General features: G+C 58.6%; 22 protein-coding genes and 2 pseudogenes. 11 read left to right on the forward strand and 13 right to left on the reverse strand.

Annotation, left to right across the window (positions count from 1 at the left end; translation table 11 throughout):
• Positions 1-116 precede the first annotated feature (116 nt).
• Both LB551_RS17995 and LB551_RS18000 read left to right on the forward strand, forming a co-directional pair.
• The gene (locus LB551_RS17995; protein ID WP_140551972.1) at positions 117-851 is read left to right on the forward strand and encodes a Crp/Fnr family transcriptional regulator; all 735 of its coding nucleotides are present in this window, start codon (positions 117-119) and stop codon (positions 849-851) included.
• A gap of 19 nt (positions 852-870) precedes the next feature.
• Positions 871-1,107, forward strand: coding sequence for a DUF6894 family protein (locus tag LB551_RS18000; protein ID WP_140551971.1), 237 nt, complete (start codon positions 871-873; stop codon positions 1,105-1,107).
• Positions 1,108-2,236: 1,129 nt separating this feature from the next.
• On the opposite strand, the gene LB551_RS18005 is transcribed toward LB551_RS18000, so the two are convergent.
• From LB551_RS18005 to LB551_RS18025, 5 genes are all read right to left on the reverse strand, one after another.
• Positions 2,237-2,563: an FAD-dependent oxidoreductase gene (locus LB551_RS18005; protein ID WP_181172541.1), complete on the reverse strand. Its 327-nt coding sequence runs from the start codon at positions 2,561-2,563 to the stop codon at positions 2,237-2,239.
• Positions 2,564-2,927: 364 nt separating this feature from the next.
• Complete coding sequence (locus tag LB551_RS30110) at positions 2,928-3,143, reverse strand: NAD(P)/FAD-dependent oxidoreductase (RefSeq protein ID WP_140551996.1); 216 nt, start codon at positions 3,141-3,143, stop codon at positions 2,928-2,930.
• A gap of 357 nt (positions 3,144-3,500) precedes the next feature.
• Entirely contained in the window at positions 3,501-3,722 is a 222-nt protein-coding gene (locus LB551_RS18015; protein ID WP_140551969.1) for a hypothetical protein, read from the reverse strand.
• 624 nt (positions 3,723-4,346) lie between these two features.
• Positions 4,347-4,949, reverse strand: coding sequence for a DUF4142 domain-containing protein (locus LB551_RS18020; RefSeq protein WP_140551968.1), 603 nt, complete (start codon positions 4,947-4,949; stop codon positions 4,347-4,349).
• Positions 4,950-5,003: 54 nt separating this feature from the next.
• A complete protein-coding gene (locus tag LB551_RS18025; protein WP_140551967.1) occupies positions 5,004-6,401 on the reverse strand; it encodes a cytochrome B6 in 1,398 nt (465 codons plus the stop codon).
• A gap of 1,209 nt (positions 6,402-7,610) precedes the next feature.
• On the opposite strand from LB551_RS18025, the gene LB551_RS18030 reads away from it, so the two are divergent.
• The gene (locus LB551_RS18030; RefSeq protein ID WP_140551965.1) at positions 7,611-8,120 is read left to right on the forward strand and encodes a ferritin-like domain-containing protein; all 510 of its coding nucleotides are present in this window, start codon (positions 7,611-7,613) and stop codon (positions 8,118-8,120) included.
• Positions 8,121-8,241: 121 nt separating this feature from the next.
• Here the strand turns inward: LB551_RS18030 and LB551_RS18035 are convergent.
• From LB551_RS18035 to LB551_RS18045, 3 genes and pseudogenes are all read right to left on the reverse strand, one after another.
• Positions 8,242-8,394: pseudogene (locus tag LB551_RS18035) on the reverse strand (NADH-quinone oxidoreductase subunit D); the annotation flags it as partial.
• A 49-nt stretch (positions 8,395-8,443) separates the two neighbouring features.
• Positions 8,444-9,289: an SIR2 family NAD-dependent protein deacylase gene (locus LB551_RS18040; protein WP_140551964.1), complete on the reverse strand. Its 846-nt coding sequence runs from the start codon at positions 9,287-9,289 to the stop codon at positions 8,444-8,446.
• A gap of 41 nt (positions 9,290-9,330) precedes the next feature.
• Positions 9,331-9,639, reverse strand: coding sequence for a hypothetical protein (locus LB551_RS18045; RefSeq protein WP_140551963.1), 309 nt, complete (start codon positions 9,637-9,639; stop codon positions 9,331-9,333).
• A gap of 1,012 nt (positions 9,640-10,651) precedes the next feature.
• On the opposite strand from LB551_RS18045, the gene LB551_RS18050 reads away from it, so the two are divergent.
• Positions 10,652-11,125, forward strand: coding sequence for a metallophosphoesterase family protein (locus LB551_RS18050; protein ID WP_140551962.1), 474 nt, complete (start codon positions 10,652-10,654; stop codon positions 11,123-11,125).
• Positions 11,126-11,388: 263 nt separating this feature from the next.
• Here the strand turns inward: LB551_RS18050 and LB551_RS18055 are convergent, their stop codons facing one another.
• The gene (locus tag LB551_RS18055) at positions 11,389-11,820 is read right to left on the reverse strand and encodes a hypothetical protein (protein WP_140551961.1); all 432 of its coding nucleotides are present in this window, start codon (positions 11,818-11,820) and stop codon (positions 11,389-11,391) included.
• Between the two features lie 284 nt (positions 11,821-12,104).
• On the opposite strand from LB551_RS18055, the gene LB551_RS18060 reads away from it, so the two are divergent.
• Entirely contained in the window at positions 12,105-12,389 is a 285-nt protein-coding gene (locus tag LB551_RS18060) for an SDR family NAD(P)-dependent oxidoreductase (protein ID WP_140551960.1), read from the forward strand.
• Between the two features lie 275 nt (positions 12,390-12,664).
• Here the strand turns inward: LB551_RS18060 and LB551_RS18065 are convergent.
• From LB551_RS18065 to LB551_RS18075, 3 genes and pseudogenes are all read right to left on the reverse strand, one after another.
• A pseudogene (locus LB551_RS18065) lies at positions 12,665-12,910 on the reverse strand (IS5 family transposase); the annotation flags it as partial.
• Between the two features lie 151 nt (positions 12,911-13,061).
• Positions 13,062-13,904 carry an SDR family oxidoreductase gene (locus LB551_RS18070; protein ID WP_140551995.1) on the reverse strand — a complete coding sequence of 281 codons (843 nt, stop codon included), beginning with the start codon at positions 13,902-13,904 and terminating at the stop codon, positions 13,062-13,064.
• A gap of 101 nt (positions 13,905-14,005) precedes the next feature.
• Entirely contained in the window at positions 14,006-14,389 is a 384-nt protein-coding gene (locus tag LB551_RS18075; RefSeq protein WP_140551959.1) for a DUF1330 domain-containing protein, read from the reverse strand.
• Positions 14,390-14,540: 151 nt separating this feature from the next.
• On the opposite strand from LB551_RS18075, the gene LB551_RS18080 reads away from it, so the two are divergent.
• From LB551_RS18080 to LB551_RS18090, 3 genes are all read left to right on the forward strand, one after another.
• Complete coding sequence (locus tag LB551_RS18080; RefSeq protein WP_140551958.1) at positions 14,541-15,431, forward strand: LysR family transcriptional regulator; 891 nt, start codon at positions 14,541-14,543, stop codon at positions 15,429-15,431.
• A gap of 401 nt (positions 15,432-15,832) precedes the next feature.
• A complete protein-coding gene (gene speB / locus LB551_RS18085) occupies positions 15,833-16,801 on the forward strand; it encodes an agmatinase (protein WP_140551957.1) in 969 nt (322 codons plus the stop codon).
• A 15-nt stretch (positions 16,802-16,816) separates the two neighbouring features.
• Complete coding sequence (locus tag LB551_RS18090) at positions 16,817-17,464, forward strand: DUF1989 domain-containing protein (protein WP_140551956.1); 648 nt, start codon at positions 16,817-16,819, stop codon at positions 17,462-17,464.
• Here the strand turns inward: LB551_RS18090 and LB551_RS18095 are convergent.
• A complete protein-coding gene (locus LB551_RS18095) occupies positions 17,461-18,402 on the reverse strand; it encodes a LysR family transcriptional regulator (RefSeq protein WP_140551955.1) in 942 nt (313 codons plus the stop codon). The genes LB551_RS18090 and LB551_RS18095 overlap by 4 nt on opposite strands.
• A 228-nt stretch (positions 18,403-18,630) precedes the next feature.
• On the opposite strand from LB551_RS18095, the gene LB551_RS18100 reads away from it, so the two are divergent.
• From LB551_RS18100 to LB551_RS18110, 3 genes are read left to right on the forward strand one after another with little or no spacing between them, the layout of a single operon-like run.
• Positions 18,631-19,518 carry a transporter substrate-binding domain-containing protein gene (locus tag LB551_RS18100; RefSeq protein WP_224626978.1) on the forward strand — a complete coding sequence of 296 codons (888 nt, stop codon included), beginning with the start codon at positions 18,631-18,633 and terminating at the stop codon, positions 19,516-19,518.
• A gap of 56 nt (positions 19,519-19,574) precedes the next feature.
• Complete coding sequence (locus LB551_RS18105) at positions 19,575-20,228, forward strand: amino acid ABC transporter permease (protein ID WP_224626976.1); 654 nt, start codon at positions 19,575-19,577, stop codon at positions 20,226-20,228.
• A gap of 4 nt (positions 20,229-20,232) precedes the next feature.
• Positions 20,233-20,883, forward strand: a complete 651-nt coding sequence (locus LB551_RS18110) for an amino acid ABC transporter permease (protein WP_140551954.1) — start codon at positions 20,233-20,235, stop codon at positions 20,881-20,883.
• Positions 20,884-20,914 lie beyond the last annotated feature (31 nt).

Here is a 20,914-nt window from a genome sequence, read left to right on the forward strand (position 1 = left end):
GGAGCTGCATACGCAGGCCCCGCAGAACCGGCCCGTTCTCCGCCGCCGCTCTGTAATGTCACGGAACTTTCAGCGCGAATGCAAGTTCGATAAATAACATAAGCTAGGTAGCCAATTTGTCTCCCACCTCATCCTCGGATGTACTTATCCGCAAGCTTCAGAGCATCTCGGATGTTCGACAGACCGACATCGACGTTTTGAAGAGCATCCCGATCCAGGAGAAGGATTTTTTGGCCAACTATGACCTGGTGCGTGAGGGGGACCGTCCTGTTAGTTCGTTTGTCGTTTTGGATGGCCTGCTCGGTTCCACCAAACATACCGGCGACGGGAAACGGCAGATCACATCCTTCTTTGTGGCTGGTGACATTCCGGATCTGCACGGCGTGCATCTGTCGGTCATGGATTGTAACTTTTCGACCCTCACGCCGGCCAGACTGGGCTTCATACGGCATGACGCTCTTCGCGCCATTTGCGAACGGCATCCTCGAATCGCGACGGCTTTTTGGCGGTCGACCCTGATCGATGCAGCGATTTACAGGGAATGGGTCACTAATGTGGGAAGACGCGAGGCATACACGCGCATGGCTCACATATTGTGCGAACTGATTTTTCGCTTGCGCTCGGTTGGACGCATCCAGGATCACGTCGCGGATCTTCCCATTACCCAGGCGGCCCTTGGCGATGCATTGGGCTTGTCCACAGTCCACGTCAACCGAATGCTTCAGGAACTTCGACGTAGAGGCCTCATCGCCACTACGGGGTCAAGAGTTCATGCTCTTGATTGGCCTGGCCTCACTCGTGCAGGTGATTTCGACACGACCTACCTGCACCAAAGGAACCCCGCAGCTTAATGGTGACGGAAACTCTCGGATGGCACGGTTTTTCTTTGATAGTGGCGAACACGATGTGGTCATCAAGGACCAAATCGGCATCGATTGTGCCGGCTTGGAGGAGGTGCGCCGCGTGGGCTTCGAGGGCCTTATCGACCTTACGAGAGATGCACTCACTGAGGTGGACGGGCAGCAGGTGTTTGTTGAAGTGCGGAACGAAAACGGCGACAGGATTCTGAGGCTGAGCATCTCGCTTCAGATCAAGTTGATGAGGTGAAGTGCGCACCGGACTTGCTGCGTCAGAAAGCTGCCGAGCGACGGCACATCGAATGGCATGAACGGAGAGGAAACCCGAACGCCGCGTGATCGGACAGTCGCGCGAAGATGCCGCCGCCATTTGCGACCTCAGGCAAGCTTCGGTTCCCCACAGGAAGAAATCGGCAAGGCACAGCAGAAGGCCATGGCCCGTCCCATACTTGGCCCAACCCGAGTGATTTTAATCGGTGTCGCGTATTTTTTGATTGAAGTTCTGGAACGCGCACTTTCGGCGCTCGTTCATGTTGTCTCAGCAGTGGGTGTCGAAGTGCTAACGAAAAGCGAACGAAGCAAGCCGGGTAGCGAAAGGCCAGGAACTTGAGCTCGAACATCTGGTCCAGCTCACGGACATTGACCCCAAGCAAGCCCGAACGCTGCTTCGCAAGCACGGCGCCGATTGGCCGAAGCTCAAAGATGAGGCGGAAGCTCTGAAGAAGGAAGACTAATCGTCACCTTCCCAGCGGTTGGCGAGAAAGCTGTTCTAGCTCATCCTCATCCGTGATCCCCGCTTGGTAGTAGGCCAGAATACTTGATGCGCGGCGTTCCCTCTCGGTTGCGGTTTCGTTTTTTTGATTTTGCTGCGTGCGAAGACGCGACTGAGTAGGGCAAGTTCTGATGGCGTGAAGGCGGCTCTATGCATCGCATCTCAACTCCGCTCGCCGCCCGTCTCGAGAGGGGCCGAGGCGGGTGGTTGCAACCTTTGATGCCGGCCAGCAAGAGATCGCAGAACAGGTCGTCCGGCGCGCGCTAACGCTGGACGAGAAAGAATGTTCCACGTGTTCTCGGGAGGCAAACAAAATGGCGTCCGCTCGAACCAGCAACGGCCTTTTATCGGTCTACGGCGTGATCTGCCTCAACTACATCCGGAAAGCTCTTCCTAGATCGAAAGCCCGCCCCGGACAAAGCCGAGACGGGCCGAAGCTGCTTCGGCAGCCTCAAGGCCCAGACAAGGAGGGAGGATTGTAGGCCTGCAGCCAAACCTCGTGCCCCAGTGAATGTTCCGCGGCTGGAACTGTTGGCGGGATCATCTGCTGCGATTGCAGGACGCGGCAACTTCTTGTCGGCCGGGGTCGAGACGTTCCGATGCGCCGTCAAGCGGCCGACATCCCGATCAGCCGCGTGTTTTCATGTTCATTGAGAAGGCTGATCTGCAAATCCAGTCTGCTCGGCGCCAGCTCCCTATGGGCATGCGACGCGGCAATGGCAGCCTGTCCAAAACCGATGGCTATCTGGTTCAACGCGTTGACAGCGTCACCGGTGGCGTACATGCCATGGATGGAAGTCTGCTGATGCTCGTCGACTGTGACATAGCCGTCTTCATAGCATCTTGCGCCAACGGCCTCGGCGAGTTGAGAACGAACCTTGCATCCCAGTGCCAGATAAATGGCATCGAAGCGGTATGACGTCCCATCTTTCAAAATCGCCTCGCAGCCGTCTGCTGCCGGACAGAGCGTGTCGAGAGGTCACCGATGACTATGCCTCTTGCCCTCGCCGCACGATGAGTGCTGATCGGAAGGTCGGATGCGTCGCTCCCAAGCATGTTATGAGCGGTGTAAAACCGACTGAGAAAAATGGCCTCTTTCAAGGCTCTCACGTCGTGCCCGACGACTGCAATCTTCTGGTCGATCGCCTCCCATCGCATACTGGGCAGAGTCGAATGACACCTGCGGCAATTGCCTCGCGTAGACGCGGAATGACGGGTGTCGTGTCGGTGATCCCTGTCGCCAAAAACACCTTGCGTGTCCGGATTGCGCCAATCGAGGTCTCAGTGACGACCCCCCCTTAGGCGGGGGCGGGGGAATAGACCTGCCCTCCAACCAGAGTGGCTCCATACAAGGTGGCGTGACGTCGAAGGCGATCCAGAATATCGGCTCCACTTATTCCTTCGGGAAAGCCAGGACAGTTATGGCTCGTTGGGATCAAGGCGGCACGAGGATCGCCGGCATCGATCACCAGCACGCGATGGCGAAAACGGGCAAGATATTGAGCGGCGGTCAGTCCTGCCGGCCCGCCTCCGACGACCCTGGGTGAGCTTTGGCTCGGCCAATTTGGATGAGCGTTCCTTGCGCCTCAACGATGAGGCACTCTGAATGTCTACGGCATGGAATTCGCGCGGACGCAAATAGACGTTTTCAACGAGGACCTGAAACGATCAAGGCAGGTCAGTGTGGAAGAATGGCAAGCTCGTCCGCTAAGCGAAAAGGTCACCGACGACTTTGCGAGAAGGCTTCGCTCCCAGCTTTAATGGCGAGGTGCGGAGATGCAAAGTCCCCGCGGTTGATCGCCATTGGTATTGATAGACGCTCTTGGTCGAAATTAAACGCCGCGCCGTGGTTCTGCACAGATGTGGAGGGCCTAAAATACTTCAATCACCTTACGGCTTCTCTTTTTGAGAGCCTGGATGGATTCGCGATGAATTTGCGGTTGCGCCGGCGACGACTCCACCAGGTGCTGTGCAAGCCTTGCTTGTCTCAGCCGCGCCGTCTTCTCAGCGCGCTCCGCTCGTTCAGCGTCCAGCATCTCTTGGCTGATACGCTTGGCGCGGTCGTATCTTTCCTTGTCGTGATTGCGAGTCACGGACACCTCCTAGCCAGCAACAAAAATCCTGCGACCCTTTTTGGTGACACGCGGCCTGCGTTCGATGGGGCCGCGCGTGATGGCTTGTGCGAGGCGCGCTTCCTTCAATCGGCCCGTCTTGGCGGCGCGCTCAGCACGTCCTTGTCGACAACAAGTGCTGCAGCCAATGTGTTCTTCTCGTTACGACCGTCATCATTAGTCCGCGGCATCTCAGCGCCTCGCCTTAATTCTTATCGCCCGCAGTGCGCCATTTTGTACCTGGGTCGTGCTCTAACCTGGTCTATCGTCCTCTTGGCGGCTTTTGCCTGCATGAGCCGGCTTCTTGCGCAGGTGATTATGGTTGTGGGATGGCCATCTCGGTCTCCTATGCGGGCCTAACTTCGAAATGGCGGAAGTGTTCCCAGGCAGCTCGCAAGCTGCTGGGCTATTTTCGGTTGCAGCGGCGGATCCCAAGACATGCGATCCGGGATTGGCGTCGTTGCCAACTCGCGTCCAGCGATTGATAACGGCCCACCTTGCAGGTGGGCTGGGCAGCGGGACTGCTCGAGGCAGGTTCATAGCTGATTTCACGCTTGGAACCTGGAAGACAGCCTGAACTTTCAGGGGTTCACATGGCCGGCCGCTTCATTTGGTCTTTTGCGCATCCGGCGCAAACACGGCCTGCCCCGCCAACTTCGCATACAATGTGCGGGCCAGGTCAAGATGTTCCAGCACTGTCGGCAGCTTTTCGGAGGCGAAGCGCTGAAGCGCTGCATCCTCGCCCGAGCCTATCTCCCACGCCAGGAGTTGCGCCGTCTTTTGGTGATCAACGATCTGCGCCCCCAGGTAAGCCAGCTCGAACGCGGTGCCGTCGAGTTTTTCGAGATCGGAACGGATTTTTTTGTGATCTGGGTCGAGCCCTTCGGGAAGTGGAATTTTGCTTTTATCTGCCACGGATTTCAGCTGCTCATTGGCCTTGTCATGATCATCGACCATCCGATTTGCAAATTCCCGGACGTCATCGTGACTTGTCTTTCCAGCCGCGAGCCGACCTAGCTCTATCTCGGACCTGCCGCCTACCGTAATCAGCTGGGCGAAAAGCCGATCCTGATAATTCGTCTGTTGCGGTGCTGGAACTCCAGGCTTCTGCATGCTCGTATCGGGAGCAAGGCCGGCTGGATTGCCGATTTGCGCCAGCGCACAGCAGGGCGACAATGCCAGGGCTACTGTCATTACGGCGGCACGCATGATGTCCTCCATTCAGTACCGAATTAACCCTTCGGCCGCGGTTTCCCCGGTGTTCTAGAGCGTGAGCAGATAGGCCACCAATGCATCCTTTTCCGCTTGGTCGAGCTTCGTTCCGAGCACCAGGTTGAAGAACTCTACGGTATCGCCCAGCGTCATTAGGCGGCCGTCATGAAGATAGGGCGGAGAATCCTTGATCCCGCGCAACGTGAAGGTCTTGATCGGTCCATCTGGTATGGCAACCTGATCGTTGAACGTCTGGCCAACTTTGTAGAATCGCTCAAGCTTCAGATCGTGCATGTTGTTGTCCATGAAGGACAGACCTGGAACATGACATTCGCCGCAGCGGCCCTTTCCCATGAACACCTGCTCGCCCTTGATCTCCAGCGCATTGGCGGCAGCCGGGTCAAGCCGTCCGAACGCGTCGAGCTTCGGTGCCGGCGGAAAATCGACGATGTTCTGCATTTGCGCCATCATCGCAACCTGGTTGGGCCGATCCGGCAGATTCACCCCTTTGCGGGTGGCGCTCACGTGATCGCCGTTGAAATAGGCGGTGCGCTGTTCGAACTCCGTAAAGTCCTCCACGGAACGCAGCGAGCGTTTGGATCCGTGGATCTGCTGGTTGAACAAGCCACGCAGACTGGTTGTGTCGAGCCGGAAGCGCTCGGCTTGCGGCCGCACGTCCGGGGTGAGGTGAAACGCCGCGTTGGTGTGGAAATTGGAATGGCAATCGAGGCACGCCACACCCGTGCTTTGCATCGCTACCTTCCTGTCCTCGGTCTGATTGAATTCCTCCTGCGGAAATGGCGTCAGCAGCAGACGAAGCCCTTCCATCTGCACGGGCGTGATGATGCCGTTCATGTATTCGTAGAAGTTGCGTATCGTGAGCAGATCACCTCGCGACACATCGCCTAGCTCCGGGTGCGTGGTGAGAAATATTGGAGGTGGAAATTCCGGCGTAAGATAATCCGGCAGGTCGAAATCGACATCGAAGCGACGCAAATCCCGTCCTTCATCAGCGCCGATCTCTCTAATCTGACTTTCAGGAAAGACCTGACCTCCAGTGGCCTGCTTGACGTGCGGCAACGGCAGGAAACCTTGCGGCAACAGACCACGATCACGAATTTCCTGAGGAGTTTTCGCTGCCAGGTTGCTCCAGGTTTCGCCTGCCGGCAGTTTCACTCGCGAGCCTTCTTGTACAGCTTTGCGCCCACCCGACATCATGACGCCCCGCATCGGCCGGTCAGCCAGATCGTAACGTCTCTCAAGCAGGCCGCGTTGCCGTTGTGTCACTGCCGGTTTTTGCGCTTCGTCAGTCTCCTTGACCGCGGAAAAAGGCAAGCTTGGCAATGGACGATACGTCAAATCCGGCGGCAGCGGGTCCGAAGCAACATTGAGCGCGAACGTCGCAGCCCCAAGCAGGACTGACAAACCAAGATTGAAGATACGCGACATATCTCCTCCCCACAGCGTTGAATTTGGCCCCAACCAGTGTGCGCCAGCTTTGTTCCCGAGCTTTAGAAAAAGCCGATCAGCCGCCCGGACAACGCAGCGCATGATCGTCCCACGCTCGGCTTCTCGGGATCACCGGTGTCGCTGTTTTGGAGGGTGCGTCGATCTGCGTGCCTGAACGCGGACCACGATTGTGCTGCTCGAACTATTGCCCGCGATCCGTTCTCGCCTTTTTCTGGCTGATGACTGCACGTCCGCCGATCGACTGGTGCCTTGTAACCCTGCGAAGCTATTCTATCCCGACAGTTCGGCTTGTATAACCTCATCGGTTGGCGACCCATCAGAAGTGACTGCGCTTTTGATCTGGTCCATCCCGAACTGAGCGACCTGAATCATCATAGCCTTGGCGTTTGCGATGAGTTCGTCGTCGGGAAGACTATGCCCGGCCTGCAGGGTGCTGTAACACACTCGCCCTCCCTGCGGAATTCCACGACCGGAGCCCGGTCTCGGCTGACGACAATTTCCATCATCTGCATAAGAACCTCCTCGTCGCTTCGACTGTAGCGGCCAGCCGAAACTAAACGCACGGCCGTCTAATCCTTGACATAAGCCCCAGGCTGACGACCGCCCCTGGGCGCCTTGGCGTCTTTCGAACGCTCGGCGACCGCAGGACCTGCTCCAGAGGTGTTCTCTGCGGCCGGTGAAGGTGTCGCCTGCTTTGGCGGGGGCGGGGTGATATGCCAACTGAAGAGTTGTCTGAAGAAGTCATGGCTCGTTTCCTTGGCAGCGAATTCCATTACCAACCTGACAAACGCCGTGACGTTCCATTGCAACTCGTGCGTGCAAACAAGATCTCCGCTGGTGAACCTGGGGCCTCGCTGAGCCAACGGGCTGTTTTCGCAAGACAACGGTAAATGCCAGACAGCTCGGGCAAACAGAGCTTAGCCTGAGACATGGCAGCGTGGCAGCAGAATACGAGCCGACACGAAACTCGTAGAGATACCCATCGCCGAACGCGGTGACGGCAGCAGCTTCGGTCATTCCGCAGAACCGTTTCAGCGCCGCGGCAATGGCCCATCGCCCGAGGTCCAGGAGCCTGAATCCAGCGCGACCAGCAAAAGGCTGGCGATACAGGCCGAGTCCGCAGCTCAACCGATGAGGAACAATATCTCCCTTTGAAAGTTCTGGCCGACCCGTGAAGGAGAATGAAAAATGTCAGAATCGCGCGAATGGCTTGTGCAATGGCTTAGGGATGCTCACGCTATGGAGGAGCAGGCCGAGACCATGTTGAATGGGCAGCTGAACCGAATTGAGAACTATCCTGAGCTCAGCGACCGGATTCGCCAGCACGTCCAGGAGACCAGGCAGCAGGCTGCTCGGCTGGAAACTTGTCTCGACCGCATCGGACAAGGATCTTCCACATTGAAGGATGCCGGCGGCAAGCTGACGGCAATGGCGCAGTCGCTCAGTGGGGTCTTCGCCGGTGACGAAGTGATGAAAGGATCGCTTGCAAGCTACACGTTCGAGCACATGGAAATCGCCTCCTACACAATCCTTATCGCCGCTGCTAAATCGCTAGGTGAAGCAGAGGTCGCCCAGGTCTGCGACGAGAACCTGCGTGAGGAAGTCGCGATGGCGGACTGGCTGAAAAGCCATATTCCAGCGACAACCGAACAATTCCTCGCGCGGACCGACTCCGAGAGTGAGAACGCCAAGCGTTGATCGGTCGGTAGAGTCATTTGTCGAATAAGAGATCGCGCGTTGCGCCGAGCTCGGCACAACGCGCATTGAGGTCGAGGCGTTACCGGTGTCAAAGGCACTTCGAAGTAAAGGCAGTTTTCGTCAGTTTCTCCGTGCCGCGATTCATCATCCCGACATGCAGGTCGAGCCAAGGACATCTCCATCTAGCTCAAGAGCCAGGCGAAGCACGTCATGTGCGGCAAGATGTTGAGGGCCGGAATTGAACATTGAAATTCCGGACGGAATTCTCTGCCATGGGACCGTTCCTTGAGAGCCCGCCGAACTGCCGTTTACTTCGATTGTTCCTATTGCTCGCTGTTTTGCGACAGTTCCCCATCCCCAACCATCTCCGCCAGCCGGCTGAGGAAGTCCATCAAAGCAGCTTGCGGCTCGTCGATTTCGCCGCCGACGACCGAAATGCCCCAACGCCCAAGAACGGCCTCCTCCACAGGGTTTCGGCTGGTCATGAGGATGAACGAGGGCGGGCGATCTTTCTCATAGCCGGACCGATGCCACGTCTGCCAGAGACGGTGCAACAGCAACCGAATGTTTGGGTCGGAAAGGCTATAGCCAATGAAGAGGATCGTGCTGCCGAGTGCATCCGAGCGAAAACGCACGTCCAGCGGAGAATTGAAGGACAGGCGATCGAGGTAGTCCGTTTCGGTGAGGACGAGGGACGAATCCTCGTCGAAATCACCATGGAACTTGACGATGTGGGTAACGCCTCGGCGGGCCTGCGCTACATCGCGTGCATTGGCCACTTTCACGTAGTCCCGGCCGTATATCTCATAAGCCAGTTCTAGGTTCCGGTCATAATTAGTTGTGTAGATGACAGGGAAGTCGAGCCTCACGATGAGACGATGCAACTCGGATTTCTCGATCCGGTCCTTGGGGACGGACCAGTTTCTGTCCATCCAACTGCGAAGTGGCCCGATGCTGCCATGCTTGATCCGATAGTACTCGGCCAAGGTTTGAAAACGATCGCGCCGCGTGGAAAATTCGTCGTCGACGCCGAGCTCCTTTGCCATTCGCTCTATCAGCTTCTCCCAGGAGGGTAGTCCAACACTGATCGACACCCCTGCCCCAACAAACAGAATTGCGCTGCGATGGCGAATTGCGTTGGCGAGCGAATCTACAGGGTCATCGTTCATCAAGTCTTTCGAGGCCAGCCGCGCAGGTCGACCTTCCTCCCTCACATCTGGTCGTTGTTAGGCTGCTTGGTGATCCCCACCTGCCTGGCCAGCTCGGAAAACGGTGGCACACTCGCTTCGAACTGCTTGGTGTTAGCCAGCCGCAAAAGACGCAAATGGAAACACACTGCGTCGCGGTTAGCCGGCGACATGTCCTCGAAGAGGCGCTCCTCAACCGTGAACGAGGCTTCCGCGTTTTTCAACGCCGTGCCGATATCATCGACAGAGAGAAGGCCTCTGCGGACCAAGGCGTTATTGACGGCCGCGACCGCCATAAGCAAACCTTCCAATTGCAGGTTGGCGACGTTCATGGGCCACGTCCTTCATATCGTTGGAAGCCCGTCGATAGATAATCCTGCTCCGGAGGCCTTGTGCCGTGCCGGTGATGGGGTTGCCGCTTGCCAAAGCGTTTCGGCTGCGCGGCGGCGCCGCGATTGGCCTCTGGTGGCGCCATGGCTTGGATCTCCGCTGGGCTGCTGGACAACTCTCCACATGGATCGAGGTTCCGGATCGCCATGGCTGCAAGATAGAGGCAAGGCTTCAGCGGGAGCCACCCAGCGTGTCTGCCGGCCAGCCATGGGCGGGAAATCTCGCGGATGGAACCGGAATACCATATCGGAACTCAGGGCTGTTGAAGTAGCGTTCACCGTAACCACGCGCAGGGGCCACTGGGTGCCGTTCGATAGCGCTGACTTCCGGAAGCGCGAATGGGTGTGCAATTCGGGCTGGCTGATCACCTACGAAACCTCGCTGTCCTACTACCGTCGGGCGCACGAGGTGATCGAGGTTTGGTCTTCAGACTACGATTCAACAAGCGCGTTACATGGTTCTCCGCGAGCGCGAGCCGCCTTTCGGCAGAAGATCCAGGCCGCGTCCCGCTCGTAGCCAAAAGCAACCGTCTGCAACGCGTTCGGCAACTTTAGAGCTCCAACTGTGCCTCCTAGATGGGCCATATAGAAACGACCAACCTGATGCCTGCTACAGGTCTCGGGATCTCGTTTTGTCGGCGACATTAGGCTGCCGCGCTTGGCAGGTCAGCAGATCCGATGGATGGGAACAACCCGGCACGGTGATGGTTCGGTGGCATCAAAGGTGAAAGAGAAAAACAGGTAAAAAGCCCAAACGGCACACAGAAGCCACGGCGGATCATGAAAAAGCGATCGAAGCCTCTACTTTGCGCGCAAGTGCGGCCTCACCAAAGAAGAGGCACTCAAGATGTTCAGGGAAGCCTAAATCAGGATCGATCGATGATGGACCCAAAGGCGCTCCGGCCACCGAACTTAGAAGCGATCGTCGAGCGCTCGGCTCAGCCAGCGGCGGCGCATGATCTTCTTCACCTCCGACACGCATTTCAACGATCCCCGCATTCTGCGGCTCGACCCTCGCCCCTTCGGTTCATTGGCGGCACATGACCAGGCACTGACTGAACTTTGGAACGAGACTGTTGCTCCAAATGACGAGGTTTGGCACCTCGGCGACTTCGCCAAGGGATCGGCCGAGACAGTGTCTTCGCTGGTGTCGTGCCTCCACGGCACCAAGCACCTGATCATCGGCAACAACGACGGCGTGGTAACGCTCCGCGCTTCGGCTTGGGCTAGCGTGCAACACTACAAGGAGCTAACTGTCGAGGGCCGTTTCTTGGTTCTTTGCCACTACCCGTTCCGCACCTGGAACCAGATCGGCAAGAAATCGATAAACCTGCACGGCCATTCTGATGGCCGGCTGAAGCCAATGACGCGCCAGCACGACGTCGGCGTGGACGCCTGGGATTTTCGCCAGTCACTTTTGTTGCCATAGAGGCCAGGCGGCGCCGCCGAGGTTAGCGCATCAGATGATCGAACGATCGACGTCTTTACGTGGTGATGCTAGCCGCAAATAGGAATCCAGAAATCCTGCCCCTGGGGTATTGCAGCCTTGCCTGGAACGCACCTCGAGTGAACCGGGACCGAGGAGCGTCCCACCCGTCTGCCGCCGTCACAACCTTTGGGACAGGCGCCGACCCCCGTCGTCACCACGGCCACCTCGCTTGAAACGAGCTTCAATCGCCGTCCTTGGCGACCTCAGTGCCACATTCTCCCTCTAAGCCACTTAAGAAACCTGTTCCCTCCGATCGACCGGCGGACTCTAGCGGCAGCCCACTGCCCTCTGAACGTGGTTCCGACGTGGCAACTGCAGACGATGTCATGCAACTCACCGTCAGACAGTTCGAAGAAGCGCTTTGCTTCCCCATAGGTGTCATCCTTCAGGCCTAACGCACGCAGTAGCGGGTCCTCGAAGGCCACTGTAATTGGCGAGCCCTCACCGCGTGCTGCGTCGCGGGCTTCCCGCTTCAGATACTCAGTGCCGGCAAGGGCTCTCAGGCGTCGCTCGGGATGTTGTTCCAGCAACTCTGCCCAGCGCTCAATGCGCTGTTGCCGGGTCATGATCGGGTATGTCGACAGGGGTTCTACTTCTGCAATTGTCTGCAGTTGGCTTAGAGTTTGGTGTTCCATCGTCGGCTCCTTTGATCGAAGTCCCTTCCCCACAAAAACTATCGCGCGCCTACGCGCTAACAAGAGCCGGTAAGGCGGCCACTTGCCCGACATGGAGGCCACTGTAATGCGGCGCTTATCGGCCGCAACGCAACCGCCGTTCAAGGCAGCAAGCGCCGGCTTGACATTCTCGTGGCGTCCGCGGGCGTCGTCGAGATTGAATGTTTGGCCCGGTCAATGCCGAGAGCTATCAACGTACGCGGCCTGCTGAACGCCTGCCACAAGGCGTTGCCGCTAAATGACGAATGCCGGATCCATCATTATTGGTCAGCTCTATCCCCGCGTTCATGAGCTTCCCCGGCTACACGACCTACAGCGCGACCAAGGCTGCGGTCCGCTCCTTTGCGCGAACCTGGACGGCCGCGCTGAGGGACCGGGGCACGGATATTGCAGCGAACGTCCGCAATAGGACGGACAGTATCGTCGGCAAAAAGAGCGACCGAATAGGGCTTCGGCGGCTCCGTCGTGGGAACGAAAAAAGAAGAGAAGCAGAACTTTCGTGTGCCATTCTTGCACAGGTTCTCCCGTAACTGTCTGATATTACTAACTTATCTGCCCCATCCATCATTGGGCCGGTTCCGTAACCCTCTTGGCCGCGGACGACAGGCAGAGCCGGCAGCAGACCGCGCACGGGAAGATGCGCGGCACCATCGCCGGTCCGCCAGCCCTTTCTGGCCTGTTTCTCAAACCCTTGGTCTCAAGGGCTGTACAAGATCGCTCCCGGCAATTCGATCGGCCAGTTGCTGGCGGCAACGACCGGAAATCCAAGTCAAGTTCATGACCCAGGGCAGCTTCGCCCATGGCCTTTGGTGATAGCGTCCACGAGGCGGTCCCACACACCTGCTTTCCGCCATCGGACGAAGCGATTGTAACAGGTGGTGCGTGGACCGTACCGCTCTGGTAGATCCCGCCAAGGCGCACCGGATCGCAGCAGCCAGAAGATGCCGTTTAGCACGCGCCGATCATCGACACGCGGCACCCCTCGTGGCCTTTTGGGCAAAAGTGGTTCGATCACGTGCCATTCGAAGTCGGTCAGGTCATATCGGCTCATGCAGAGTCTGGAAACAGATTCCGCTGCAATAGGAAAGCCGCCAGTCGACAATCGACCTCTTAGCGGACGTATTTGATCAATTCACAGGTGGCCGTTTTGGGAGTGCCGCAGCCACGAAGTCTTCACCTCGGAATTGCAGTGCCATTGGGTTTCAGCCGCCAGCACCCTCGTCGATGGCAAGGGAACTCGAGAGCTCGCGATAGGCATCGATCTGCTGCTGCAGAATGGCAATCTTCTGCTCTGCCGTGGCAATGGCGTCGGCACCGGCAAGGAAACGCTGGGGCAGCACGTCCTCAGCCGTGAGCGTGATTAGGGCGCGCGCAAGCTTGGCGGGATCACCCCCCTGCTTGCCGTTCTGAGAACGCCAGAAGGCGATCTGCGCCGTCCGCCGCTCATGGTAGTCCTCAACGGAGGGCGCGGCATAGTTGGTCGACTCTTCCGTGAGAAGCTCGGTGCGGAAGAAGCCCGGGTTCACGATCATCGTCTCGATGCCGAACGGCACGACTTCGGTCTGCAGCGCCTCCATCCAGCCGTCGAGGCCGAACTTCGAGGCTGAATAGGCCGTGCAGAACTCGAAACCCATTAGCCCGGCCGTCGAGGAGATCGAAATGACCCTGCCCGACCGCTGCTTGCGCATCGCTGGCAGAAAGGCCCGCGTCACGTTCATGGGACCGACGAGGCTGGTGCTGAGCTGCAGTTGCATCTGTTCGGCGGTCAACTCTTCGAAGTACCCGGCAAAGAAACTCGCCGCATTGTTGACCAGCACGTCGATGCGGCCAAACCGGTCAAGCGTGGCATGGGCAGCGGCTTCGGCGTCGGCCGCGCTCGTCACGTCCAGCTTGACAATAAGGAGGTTCTCGGACTTTCCCACGGCCCTTGCGACCTTTTCCGTGTTGCGGCCGGTTGCCACCACCTTGTGGCCCGCCGCCAATGCGGCCTTGGCGATATCCACACCGAGGCCCCGGCCTGCGCCGGTGATGAACCAAACACTCATATTGGGCTCCTGTTCTCTAGGCCGCAGCTCGGCCTCGAATTCGGACGCGATGGCCAGCAGGGACTGACGCCATGCTGGTATCCATCCGCCAGCGGACTGCGTCACTGCGGAAGGCCGGCGCCTTCGGTGATGATGCGAAATCCTTCGGTCGACTTGGTGAAAAACTGCCGGGCCGCCGTGTATTCCGGCGAGTCGTAGTAGCGCTGGGCGTCAGCAAGGCTCGGGAACTCGGCGACGGCGATCACCGATCTCGAGCTTCCTTCGATGGCAGTGACATTGGGATTGTAGACGATCACGCGGCCGCCATACTTGGTGACGAGCGGCGAGGCGGCTTCGATGTACTGCTGAAACACCGCCTGATCCTTGATGTCATAGCTGCCGATCATGTAGGCGCGGGGGGCGGCGCCCGTCGGTTCCTGAGCAAAGGCGGCCGGGCTCACGACCATGGTGAGGGCGGCGAGCGCGCCGACGATTACCTTCTTCATTTTGTTCTCCTTCAGTGGGCCAGTTGGACGGTAGGCATTGGGCGGAGAGTTGCTCCGGTGGACCGTCTGGCCTTGAGTCAGGAAGTTAGCTCCTTTAGCGGCATGCAATTAGATGGTATAATCTGCATGGGCTTAGAAATGGGATTGATGAATGCGTCGCGACAGTCTGGATGACTTCCTGACCTTCATCGCCGTCGCCCGCGAGCGCAGCTTCACCAAGGCGGCCGCCAAGCTCGGCCTGTCGCAGTCGGCTCTGAGCTATTCGATCCGCACGATGGAAGAGCGCCTCGGCGTTAGGCTGCTGACCCGCACGACCCGCAGCGTTTCGCTCACCGAAGCGGGGGATCGCCTGTTTCGAAGCATCGCTCCCAACTTCGATGAGATTGCAAGCGAGATTGCCGCCCTCAGCGCCCTGCGCGACAAGCCGGCCGGCACAGTCCGGATCACCACCGTGGAGCATGCCGGCGAGACCATCATCTGGCCTGCCATGGTCGGGCTCATGCGCGACTATCCCGACATCAGGGTCGAGATTATCCATGACTACGGCTTAGCAGACATTGCGGCCGATCGCTTCGACGCGGGTGTACGGCTTGGCGAACAGGTGGACAAGGACATGATCTCGGCGCGGATTGGGCCAGACTTCCGCATGGGGGTTGTTGTAGCGCCTTCATACTTCGTAAGCCGCTCCCGTCCGGTCACTCCTGAAGACCTTGCCGATCACGCGTGCATACCCCTGCGACTGCCCACAGGCGGCTTTGCACCGTGGGAGTTTCGCAAGCAGGGGCGGGAGTTGAAGGTGCGCGTTCAAGGACACGCCGCGTTCAACACCCTCGCGATGATCCGTCAGGCCAGCCTTGAGGGATTCGGGCTCGCCTATCTGCCCGAGGATCTGGTGGCCTACCCTCTTGAAGAGGGTCGCCTAGTGCGTGTTCTTGAGGACTGGTGCCCCGTCCGGCCGGGATATCACCTGTATTATCCAAGCCGGCGCCAACTCTCGCCGGCTTTCGCACTCGTACTGGAAACGCTGCGCTACCGCGACTGAGTGCGGTTGAAATAAGGATCGTCAGACCTTGGCGACCATTGGCGCCTGTCCAAGCCGCTCAGTACAGGAGTCGGCGTCCGTTTCCCACCGATCCCGGTCTCCCCAATTTATGAGTTCACGGCCTAGCCTTCCGCAAGCTCGGCCAGCGGCGGCTTGAGATCAAAAGACCTTACCCCCGGCTCGATCCTGCCCTTGAGCATGCGCTCCATCAGAATGGGCGCGTTGTCGGCCCCGACACACGGGAACCTTCCATCGCTCAATCTTCGAATAAAGCGATATGAACGCCCAACACTCGTGATGGAAAGAAGTAGCTCGCGCGTGCTAGCCACGCATCGGCAGATGGCTAGCTGTCGCGCTCCCATCCTTGTCGTGACGGCTCCATATAGGTCCGGAGAGTTTTAATGTCTGACCACGGTTATAATAGCGGACGGCTCGACCTTCCCTTCGTAGGGCTAAGCACGTTTGGCAAGCGACCCGTCTGCCTCGATTGGGATGAGATCGACGCAGATGTCGCGATCCTGGGCGTCCCATTCGACATGGGCACCCAATACCGCTCCGGCGCGCGTTTTGGGCCGCGAGCGATCCGCGAGGCCTCGACGCTTTTTTCCTTCGGTCATGGCGGCGCTTACGATCATGAGGACGACAAGATCTACCTAGCGCTCGACAAGGTCCGAATAGTCGACGTTGGCGATGCTGACATGGTGCACACCGATACCGCAGCCAGTCACGCGAATGCGGAAAAGGCAGTCCGCAAGATACTCGAGAGAGGCGCCCTGCCGGTCGTGCTGGGTGGTGACCACGCCATCAACATTCCATGCATCAGGGCATTCAGCGATCATGGTCCGATCCACATCGTGCAGATCGACGCGCATCTCGATTTTGTCGACGTGCGCCATGGGGTGCGCGAAGGGCACGGCAATCCCATGCGTCGCGCATCGGAGCAGCCATATGTCAGCGGCCTCAGCCAGATCGGCATCCGCAACGTCTCCTCGACGGCACGGGAGGGCTATGAGGACGCGCGGAAACGCGGCTCAACCATCCTTTCCGTCCGTCAGGCGCGCAGGCTCGGCGCCGAGGGCGTGCTAGCGACCATTCCCGCGGGAGTCCGCTATTATGTGACGATCGACATCGACGGCTTCGATCCATCCATCGCACCCGGCACAGGAACTCCCAGCCACGGAGGTTTCCTGTACTATGAAGTCATGGAGATTCTCCAAGGCTTGGTGAAACAAGGCGATGTCGTCGGCATCGATCTGGTTGAGGTCGCCCCGGCCTATGATCCCTCTGGGATCACCGGCTTCCTGGCGGCACAGGTTCTGTTGAACTTCCTTGGCTATATATTCGCGGAACGCGAAGCCCCGAGGCGCTGAAAGAAAGGGCGGCAGATGCAAAGCAGGGACCATAGGGGCCGAACTCATTTGATTCCCGCACGCAAGGGCGTTGCGGCAGGCGTCATGCAGGGGCAGGTCGTAACCGTCATCAACACCCACGGCAGCCAAGTGGTGGACACCTGGGCCTTTCGCGCCGACGACATGGCGGAATTCATGTCGATGGAGCATAGCCGCGGCGCGATGCTAAAGGTTAATCCCCGTGCGGGCGACACGCTGCTCAGCAACAAGCGGCGTCCGATGCTAACCATCCTGGAGGACACCTCAGGCGGCGTACACGATACGCTGATCGCTGCCTGCGACCGCTATCGCTATGAGCAGCTCGGACACGTTGGCCACCACGACAACTGCACGGACAACCTAGCCGGGGCTCTTGCGGCACTCGGGCTTGCGCATTCGAAAACGCCGTCACCGCTCAACCTGTTTATGAACATTCCGATCGACGGCAAAGGTTCGATCTCCTTCGACACGCCAGTCTCCACGCCCGGCTCCTACGTCAGCCTGCGTGCGGAAATGGACCTCGTGATCGCGTTCTCGGCCTGCCCCCAGGACCTCGTTCCGGTGAACGGGGCGGCCTGTGTGCCCACAGACACGCATTTTCGCATAGACGGGCCGGCCGGCCATAGCCAGGCATCCGGCCATTAAGTCTTATCCTTCTTTGACGCCACTGCGGGTTTCGCTTGGGTGGATTCCCCGGCCGCTATCCTCTTGCGCAGTTCCTGCAGGAAGATGCGTTGAGACAGCGAAGCTTTCTTGTGTTTCGGCGAGATAATGACGAATGGCGACCGTATCTGCGCTTCGGGGATCAGCAGCGCCTTCAGTCGATTCTTCTCCCTGAAGATGGACGCCATGTGATCAGGCAGGTAGCCGATATAATGGCCACTCAGGATATACATGGCCTGCGCTTCGATGTTCGAGGCGTAGGCTCCCACCTTGGCGTTCGGAATGTGCTGCAGTTCTGTTTTGTTCGCGTAGGGTCGCACCACGACAACGGCGGCCTCGACGTCCGCTTTCGTCACGATTTTCTTCGGGAACAGCGGATGTCGTTCGCTGCAATATAACGAGTTCATCTCATGATGGAATTCGGTTTGCGAATAACCCGGCAGCAGTTTGATGCGCGGAGAAATCGCGCAATCGATGCCATCCTTGGCAATGTCGGCGATGAGCTGCTCAGGTGAGCCGATCGTGACGCGCAGATCGACCTCGCTGGCTTTCCTGACGAACTGATCGATCACGTCGTCGATGCCAAGCACCGAATCTGTAACGGTCGAATCGACGATGCCAATGCGCAGGGTGCCGGTTGCGCGCAGGCGAAGCTCGCCCAATTGCTGCTCGAACGAGGAAAGGGCCGATGTCAGTGAATGGGAGTAATCGTAAACGGCCCGGCCTCTGTCGGTCAGTTCGAAGCCGCGACGGCCGCGTTGGCACAGGGAAAAGCCCAGCCGCTGCTCCAGCGCGGTAATCTGGAAACTGATGGTCGACTGGCTCATTGCCAGCGCAAGCTGCGCTCCGCTGAAACCGCCGTGCTCAACGACCGACCGGAAAACCCGCACTGCCCTAATATCGGAGGCGGACATGCGCATCTGGAAAATCCTCTAAATCGCCATGCCACTCGGCTAACAGAGTTCATATCGTGAATCTCGATGTATAGTCTATTCCTTCCATATTTATTAGAGAGTCAATCCTGACATGCTGGGCTAGGCGTAGCGGCGCCAAATTGGCCACAAGCTGCCGACGGAGTAATCCTTTTTGGCCCATGACCGTGGGGGAAAAGGGCCCTGTGATCGGGAAGCGGCAGGGCTGTGGTTCCATTGCATGTCGCGACGCAGGAACGGGAGGAATTCATGCGGTCTGTTTTGAAATCGTACTTGCCTGCATTGCTTGTTGCTTCGCTGTCGCTTGTGGCGGCTAGCGGGGCCCCGGCGGCCGACCTTCTTGACCGGATCAAGGAGAAGGGGCAGATCGTGATCGCTTCCGAAGCCAGGTATCCGCCGTTCGAATACGTCGAGAACGGCAGCATTGTCGGCTACGGCGTGGACCTGTTCAACGAGGTCATGAAAGCCCTTCCCGGTGTCAAGATAGACCGGCTTGACCTGCCGTTCCAAGGTCTGTTGCCGGGGCTTCAGACTGAGAAGTTCGACGCCATCATAACGTCGGTGACCGTCAACAAGCAGCGGTACGATACCTACCGCCTGTCCCTGCCGATCGCCGATGCATCCTTCACTTACGTCAAACGCAAAGGCGATTCCTCGCTCAAGACACCCGACGACCTCAGCGGAAAAAGCGTCGGTACCCAAGCCGGCTCCGCCCAGCTGAAAGCCACCGAGGCCTTATCCGAACAGCTCAAGTCAAAGGGCTTGGCGCCGATCACGAACATCCAGACCTATGTGGACTTCAACGAGGCCTATGCCGATCTGGCAGCCGGACGCACCGACGCGGTGGTCAATTCGCTGCCGAACTTGCTCTATCTGCAAACGCAGCGTGGCGACGCGTTCGAGACCGTGAAGACGACATTCGGAGCGCCGACCTACTTCAGCTGGGCCTTCCGGAAGGACGACGACAGCAAGTCGCTGGCCGACTTCTTCGACGACCAGTTCCGAAAGCTGGCCGCCGACGGAACGATGGCCAAGCTGCAGGAGAAATGGTTCGGCTTCACCATGAAGCTGCCGACCGACGCCTTGCCTGTACCGAAGGATTGAGGAGGCGTCTCCCCCACATCCCGTCCAGCTCTCTGGTACGTCTCTAGGTGAAGCCGTTGACCACGCTTGCCCTTATCCAAGACAACCTGCGCGTGATGCTGTGGGGCGCCGGCATGACCGTCCTGGTCTCCGGGATCGCCATCATCCTCGGCATGCCGTTGGGACTGGTCCTTTGCTTCGGTGTGTCGTCGTCCAACAGATGGGTGAGCCGGTTCTCACGCGCCTATCAAAGCGTCTGGCGCGGCACGCCGATCCTCGTGCAGTTGCTGATCATCTATTACCTGCTCCCGCTGGTCGGCATCAACGTGCCGCCCATCCTGGCCGCCATCGTCGCCCTGACGCTGAACACCATCGCCTTCCAGGCCGAGATATTCCGCGGCGGGCTCCTGGCCATTCCGCCGGGACAGATGGAAGCCGCCCGCATGGTCGGGATCCGAAAATGGGCCGCGCGCCGTACCATCCTGGTGCCGCAGATGCTCAGGCTGGTCATCCCTTCGCTCGTCAATGAGACTGTCAGCATCCTGAAGAACTCGTCGCTGGTTTCGGTCATCGCGGTGACCGAGTTGATGCGGGTAAGCCAGCAGATCGTGGCGACGACCTATCGGCCGTTTGAAACCTACATCACCGCCGGGATCATCTATATCGTTATTAATTTCCTCCTTTCGCTTGCTGGTCGCTCGGCAGAGCGGCGACTGGCGCGGGGAGGCTGAGCCCATGACACAGTTCCTCGATCTTTGGGTCCAATATGCACCTTTGATGTTGGCCGGACTGGTCACCACAGCCTGGATTTGTGCGCTGGCGACGGTACTCGGGATTGTGGTCGGTCTTGTCCTTGCCTGTCTCGACGGCATAGCGTTCGAGCCGCTGCGCTGGGCGGTTCGCGTTTATGTCGAGTTTATGCGCGGCCTGCCGATCCTGATCCTTCTGTTCGTGCTCTACTACGGCGGACCGAGCATCGGTCTCAGACTGGGAGCGCAGACGGTCGGTGTGCTCGGACTCGGCTTCTATGGCGGCGCATATTTCGCTGAAATTTTCCGATCCGGTTTCCAGTCGATCCCCAAGGGTCAGATCGAGGCGGCCCGCATCGCCGGCCTCACTGGCACGCAGATCATCCGCCATATCAAGTTGCCGCAGATGTTAGTGCTGATCACGCCGGCTATCGTGAACCAGATCATCATCCTCATAAAGGAATCGGCGGTGCTGTCGATTATCACTGTGGCGGAATTGACGAAGAATACGACCCAGTTCGTCAATGAGACCTATGCGGTCATCCAGCCCTATGTCGCAGCCGCGGTGTTGTATTGGCTGCTGGTTGAAGCCGTCGCCCAGCTCGGCAAGCTCGTCGAGCGGCGCGTGAAGTTCTAACGATCCCAGCCTGGCAACTCAACGAACGATC

It is taken from the genome of Mesorhizobium sp. BR1-1-2, assembly GCF_020165435.1.
Classification (GTDB): domain Bacteria; phylum Pseudomonadota; class Alphaproteobacteria; order Rhizobiales; family Rhizobiaceae; genus Mesorhizobium.

Bases quoted from the DNA above. Each gene is read 5' to 3' on its own strand.
- LB551_RS18000 (WP_140551971.1), top strand. From the start codon at position 871: ATGGCACGGTTTTTCTTTGATAGTGGCGAACACGATGTGGTCATCAAG.
- LB551_RS18020 (WP_140551968.1), bottom strand. From the start codon at position 4,949: ATGCGTGCCGCCGTAATGACAGTAGCCCTGGCATTGTCGCCCTGCTGT.
- LB551_RS18025 (WP_140551967.1), bottom strand. From the start codon at position 6,401: ATGTCGCGTATCTTCAATCTTGGTTTGTCAGTCCTGCTTGGGGCTGCG.
- LB551_RS18030 (WP_140551965.1), top strand. From the start codon at position 7,611: ATGTCAGAATCGCGCGAATGGCTTGTGCAATGGCTTAGGGATGCTCAC.
- LB551_RS18040 (WP_140551964.1), bottom strand. From the start codon at position 9,289: ATGAACGATGACCCTGTAGATTCGCTCGCCAACGCAATTCGCCATCGC.
- LB551_RS18045 (WP_140551963.1), bottom strand. From the start codon at position 9,639: ATGAACGTCGCCAACCTGCAATTGGAAGGTTTGCTTATGGCGGTCGCG.
- LB551_RS18050 (WP_140551962.1), top strand. From the start codon at position 10,652: ATGATCTTCTTCACCTCCGACACGCATTTCAACGATCCCCGCATTCTG.
- LB551_RS18055 (WP_140551961.1), bottom strand. From the start codon at position 11,820: ATGGAACACCAAACTCTAAGCCAACTGCAGACAATTGCAGAAGTAGAA.
- LB551_RS18060 (WP_140551960.1), top strand. From the start codon at position 12,105: ATGCCGGATCCATCATTATTGGTCAGCTCTATCCCCGCGTTCATGAGC.
- LB551_RS18070 (WP_140551995.1), bottom strand. From the start codon at position 13,904: ATGAGTGTTTGGTTCATCACCGGCGCAGGCCGGGGCCTCGGTGTGGAT.
- LB551_RS18075 (WP_140551959.1), bottom strand. From the start codon at position 14,389: ATGAAGAAGGTAATCGTCGGCGCGCTCGCCGCCCTCACCATGGTCGTG.
- LB551_RS18080 (WP_140551958.1), top strand. From the start codon at position 14,541: ATGCGTCGCGACAGTCTGGATGACTTCCTGACCTTCATCGCCGTCGCC.
- speB (WP_140551957.1), top strand. From the start codon at position 15,833: ATGTCTGACCACGGTTATAATAGCGGACGGCTCGACCTTCCCTTCGTA.
- LB551_RS18090 (WP_140551956.1), top strand. From the start codon at position 16,817: ATGCAAAGCAGGGACCATAGGGGCCGAACTCATTTGATTCCCGCACGC.
- LB551_RS18095 (WP_140551955.1), bottom strand. From the start codon at position 18,402: ATGCGCATGTCCGCCTCCGATATTAGGGCAGTGCGGGTTTTCCGGTCG.
- LB551_RS18110 (WP_140551954.1), top strand. From the start codon at position 20,233: ATGACACAGTTCCTCGATCTTTGGGTCCAATATGCACCTTTGATGTTG.